Below are 4,590 nucleotides of genomic sequence, written 5' to 3' on the forward strand. Positions count from 1 at the left end.
TTTCTGTGGGGCGGACGGCGGTGACCGCCGTGAAAGCGAAGCGGCGGGTGGTGCCGTCGGGGCGCACGGCCTCGACCACCGAGACCTCGTCGCCCTCGGTGATGCCGCCGCGGTGGGCGATCTCGAGCAGGCCGACGAGGTCGACCGGACGGCGGGTGTACGCGTCGGCGCCGGTGAAGGCCTCGGCGAGATCGAAGCGCGCGCCGAGGCCGTCGACGTAGCGCTCGAGCTCGGCGTAGTGGGGGCCGCCCCAGGCGCGCGTGTCGGCATCCACGAACTCGACGTCGGTCTCGTCGACCGAGAGCGGATCGGGGGCGCCGGGCGGGCGGACGTCGCTGAGCGAGCGCCGCAAGTGGCCGATGTCGGCGAGCGGAAGCGTGCGCACCGGCTCGACGCGGCCCGGAGCCTTCGTCTGGCTCCACCGGTGCAGCCCCGCCATCACGGCGCGGAGCAGATCGTCGACCTGGCGGTCGCGGATCGGGTCGTGGGTCTTCACCTGCACGGTGATCACGTGCGAGGCGCGGCGCTGGGCGGTGAGGACCTCGTGCACGCCGGCCTCGACCCGACGCGCGATCGCGTCGAGCTCGCCGCGCTGCTCGGGGGTCATCAGGCGCGCGAAGGGCTGCGTGAGCACCGCGTGCAGCTGGTCGGTGAGGTCGTCGATGTGCTCGGGGTCGCCGATCAGGCGCAGCGCTCCCTGGAACGCCCGGCCTTCGGGCGTGGCCTGCATGACGTGGCGACCGCGCTCGAGGTACTCGCGCAGCACGTCGCCGGTGGGGCGGGCGTCGCGGCGGAGCTCGGCGACGACATCGCGCTGCATCGCCGCGATCGACTCCGCCACGCGGGAGAAGTCCGCGGGGAGCTCGCGCGCGAGGTGGATGACGTTCTCGGCCTCTTCGAGCAAGTGCTCGTCGTCGGGCGGCTCGACGACCCCGCCGTCGAGCGCCGCGATCTCGGCATCCAGGGCCGCGCGCTCGGCGAGGAGGACTTCGCGGCGACGCTCCGGGTCGGTCTCGGCGTCGCGGGCGAGACGCTCGACGGCGTCCAGCAGCGTGCGCACCCGGGAGCGGGAGACGCGCGCGCGTCCGCCGCCCGCTCGGCCGGCGATCTCGAGCGCACCGACGGCGTGCGCCGAGAGGCGGTACACCTCGACGTCGTCCTCGATCTGCAGACTCAGCCAGCCCACGCGCACCCAGCCGCGGCAGATGTCGCGGGCCGAACCGGCGGGGATGCGGCGGTCGTCGTCGGTGTCGTACCCGGCGGCGCGCAGTTCGTCGATCGCCTCGGCGACCTCGACGTGGGCGTCGGCCACGGCCACCGCGGGACGGTCGGGCGAGAACACCGTCGAGAGCACGGCCACCACGAACGGCGCGAACCTGCCGTGCAGCAGGTCGAGCATCGGGTTCTTGAACGCCGTGACCGAGCGCAGGTAGGCGGCTTCGGCGCGGGTGGTGGTCACTGGCTGAAGTCTACCGGCGGGGCGGGGCGGGCACCGATCCCGCGGTGGTCGCCGCGGGCCGGTGCCCATCCGCCGGGCGCATCCGACCTGCGGGGACATCGCGTCTCCGTGCCGAAATCCGGAGAAATCCGGCGTACGCGCCGATTCGGCGGGCGCATCCGAGCAGGCCGGCCGAAAACTCCGGAGTTCGGCTCACCGCGGGGCCGCCGCGTGCGCGGTCAGGTCGCGGGGCGTTCGGCCGGCACGGCAGCCAGCCGACGTAGTCGACCGAGCTCGGACACGGGGTCGACGTGGTCGTCGACGCGCAGGTCGAGGATGACGTCCGCGCGCGAGGCGACGAGGATCGCGGCGCTCTGGCGTCCCCGCGCGTCGCCGCCCGCACGTTCGGCCGCGGCGAGTACCGCGATCAGCCGATCGGCGAGGTCGTCGCCGGTGGTTGCCCACACCTCGGCCATCGCCTCGAGGACCGGGGCGCCGGTCAACAGGTTGCCCGCGAACACGGCGTCGGGCGCGAGGCGGTGGCCCGCCCATGCCGTGACGTCCTCGCCCGAGCGCGCGGCGCCCGGACCCTCCCACGCGAGCGCGGCGACCTGGCGCAACCGATGGTCTTCATCCCAGCGGGGGACCTGCGCCACGGCATCGTCCGGTGACGCACCGGCGCCCAGTTCCCCGAGGAGGAGAGCGCGAAGCCCGCGGTTCGTCCAGGCCTGACTCGCCGCGACCCCGACCGCCGGCTCGACGGCGATCACCGCGGCGCCGACGGCGAGCGAACGGCTCGCGGTGGCGGCACCGATCAGTCCGCGTCGGGTGTCGCGGGCCAGCACGGTGAAGGTCATGGATGCTCCTGAGGGGTCGACGAGGGGCGGCGAGTCGCCCCGCGCGGGATTGTGACGATCGTGTTTCACCACCGGTCCCGGGCTTGTGCCGGTCCCCATGCTTGCACATACTGATCGAAACATCATCTAAATGATGACCCCTCACCCGATTGGCATCCACATGACATCGCGCATCACCCTCGGCATCGCCGGCGCGCTCGCTGCGGCGCTCGTCCTCGCCGGTTGCTCCGCAGGCCAGGGCGTCGACCTCGGCGACTCCGGCACCGGTTCCGGTCAAACCCTCGTCGCCGCCATCGGGGGCGAGCCCGACCAGCTCGATCCGCAGAAGACGACGTCGTACTTCGCGTTCGAGGTGCTGGAGAACGTCTACGACACCCTCGTTCAGCCCGACGCCAACCTCGAGATGCAGCCCGCCCTCGCCGAGAGCTGGACCACGAGCGACGACCAGCTCACCTGGACCTTCACTTTGCGGGACGGCGTGACCTTCCAGGACGGCTCGGCCTTCACCAGTGAGGACGTCGTCTACTCCTACCGCCGCATCATCGACGAGAAGCTCGCGAACGCGTGGAAGTTCTCCACCGTCACCGACGTCACCGCTCCCGACGACACGACCGTCGTCATCACGGTGTCGCAGCCCACCCCCAACCTGCTGTCCAACCTGGGCGGCTTCAAGGGGATGGCGATCGTCGAGAAGAGCAACGTCGAGTCCGGCGACATCACCACCGCGCCGGTTGGCACCGGTCCCTTCTCGGTCAGCGACTACGTCGCGGGCGACCACATCACGCTCACGGCCAACCCCGACTACTGGGGCGGCGCCCCGAAGCTCGGTGGCGTGGAGTATCGCTTCATCTCGGAGCCCGCCACTGCCCTCGCCTCCCTCAAGGCCGGCGACATCGACTGGACCGATGTCGTCCCGCCGCAGCAGGTGGAGCAGCTGAAGGGCGACAGTGCCGTGACCCTCGGTCAGACCCCCTCGAGCGACTACTGGTACCTCACCCTGAACGAGGCCAAGGCGCCGTGGAACGACGTGCGCGTCCGCCAAGCGATCGCGTACGCCATCGACCGGGATGCCATCATCCAGGCCGTCAGCTACGGCACCGCCGAACCGAACCAGCTCGCGATCCCGCAGCAGAGCATCTGGTACACCGAGTACGACCGGTACTCCACCGACCTCGACCAAGCCCGCCAGCTCCTGGCCGCGGCCGGCTACACCGGCGGCACGCTGGACCTGCTCGCCACGAGCGACTACCCCGAGACGGTCACCGCCGCGCAGATCATCGCCGCGAACCTCGAGCCGCTCGGCATCCAGGTCTCCATCCGCCAGCCCGACTTCTCGACCTGGCTCGACGAGCAGAACTCCGGCAACTTCGACATGCTCATGATGGGCTGGCTCGGCAACATCGACCCGGACGACTTCTACTACTCGCAGCACCACACCGACGGGGCCAGCAACGCGCAGAAGTTCTCCGACCCCGACGTCGACCGCCTGCTCGACGCCGGCCGGGTCGAGACCGACCCCACGACCCGAAAGGATCTCTACGGTCAGGCGGCGACCATCATCGCCGACAAGGCCAGCTACATCTACCTCTACAACCCCTCGGTGACGCAGTTGTGGTCGCCGAAGGTGTCGGGGTACGACACGCGCGCCGACCGGGCGATCCGCTTCGCCGGCGTCTCGCTGAACGACTGATCCCCGCCGCGGGGGCCCGGTGCGCCGGTGCCCCCGCCGCTTCGACGGAGGAGAACCCATGAGGGTCGCCCCCGCGCAGATGCTGCGCTTCCTCGGCACTCGACTGCTGTCGTCGGCGGTCGTGCTGCTGGGCGTGCTGGTCGTCGTGTTCGCCCTGGTGCACTTCGTGCCGGGCGACCCGGTGCGCCTCGCGCTCGGCACCCGGTACACGCCCGAGGCGTACGACGCGCTGCGTTCGGCATCGGGCCTGGACCGTTCCCTGCCCGAGCAGTTCGTCGCCTACATCGCCCACGCGGTCACGGGCGATCTCGGAGTGAGCTTCCGCAACGGGCAGCCGGTCACCACGACGCTGCTGCAGCGATTGCCGGCGACGATCTCGCTCGCGGTCGTGGGCCTCGTGATCGCGCTGCTCATCTCGGTCCCGGCGGGCGTGTACTCGGCGCTGCGCGAGGGGCGGGTCAGCGACGTGATCGTCCGTCTCACGAGCCAGTTCGGCGTCTCGATCCCGGACTTCTGGCTCGGGATGCTGCTCATCTCCCTCTTCTCGGTCACTCTGGGCCTGCTCCCCGCGAGCGGCTACGTCGCGCTCACCGACGACCCCGGCG

General features: G+C 71.3%; 4 protein-coding genes. 2 read left to right on the forward strand and 2 right to left on the reverse strand.

The genetic code is table 11. From position 1 onward, the window contains the following. Together LQV45_RS18410 and LQV45_RS18415 are read right to left on the reverse strand one after the other, a co-directional pair. Window positions 1-1,459 (reverse strand): DUF3375 domain-containing protein (locus LQV45_RS18410; protein ID WP_230008263.1); only part of this gene is annotated, 1,459 nt, incomplete at its 3' end. A gap of 218 nt (window positions 1,460-1,677) precedes the next feature. Then, the gene (locus tag LQV45_RS18415; protein ID WP_230008264.1) at window positions 1,678-2,295 is read right to left on the reverse strand and encodes a DUF1028 domain-containing protein; all 618 of its coding nucleotides are present in this window, start codon (window positions 2,293-2,295) and stop codon (window positions 1,678-1,680) included. A gap of 130 nt (window positions 2,296-2,425) precedes the next feature. On the opposite strand from LQV45_RS18415, the gene LQV45_RS18420 reads away from it, so the two are divergent. Together LQV45_RS18420 and LQV45_RS18425 are read left to right on the forward strand one after the other, a co-directional pair. Then, window positions 2,426-3,985 carry an ABC transporter substrate-binding protein gene (locus LQV45_RS18420; RefSeq protein ID WP_230008265.1) on the forward strand — a complete coding sequence of 520 codons (1,560 nt, stop codon included), beginning with the start codon at window positions 2,426-2,428 and terminating at the stop codon, window positions 3,983-3,985. Between the two features lie 58 nt (window positions 3,986-4,043). Next, window positions 4,044-4,590 (forward strand): ABC transporter permease (locus tag LQV45_RS18425; protein WP_230008266.1); only part of this gene is annotated, 547 nt, incomplete at its 3' end.

The organism is Microbacterium sp. Bi128 (assembly GCF_918698205.1).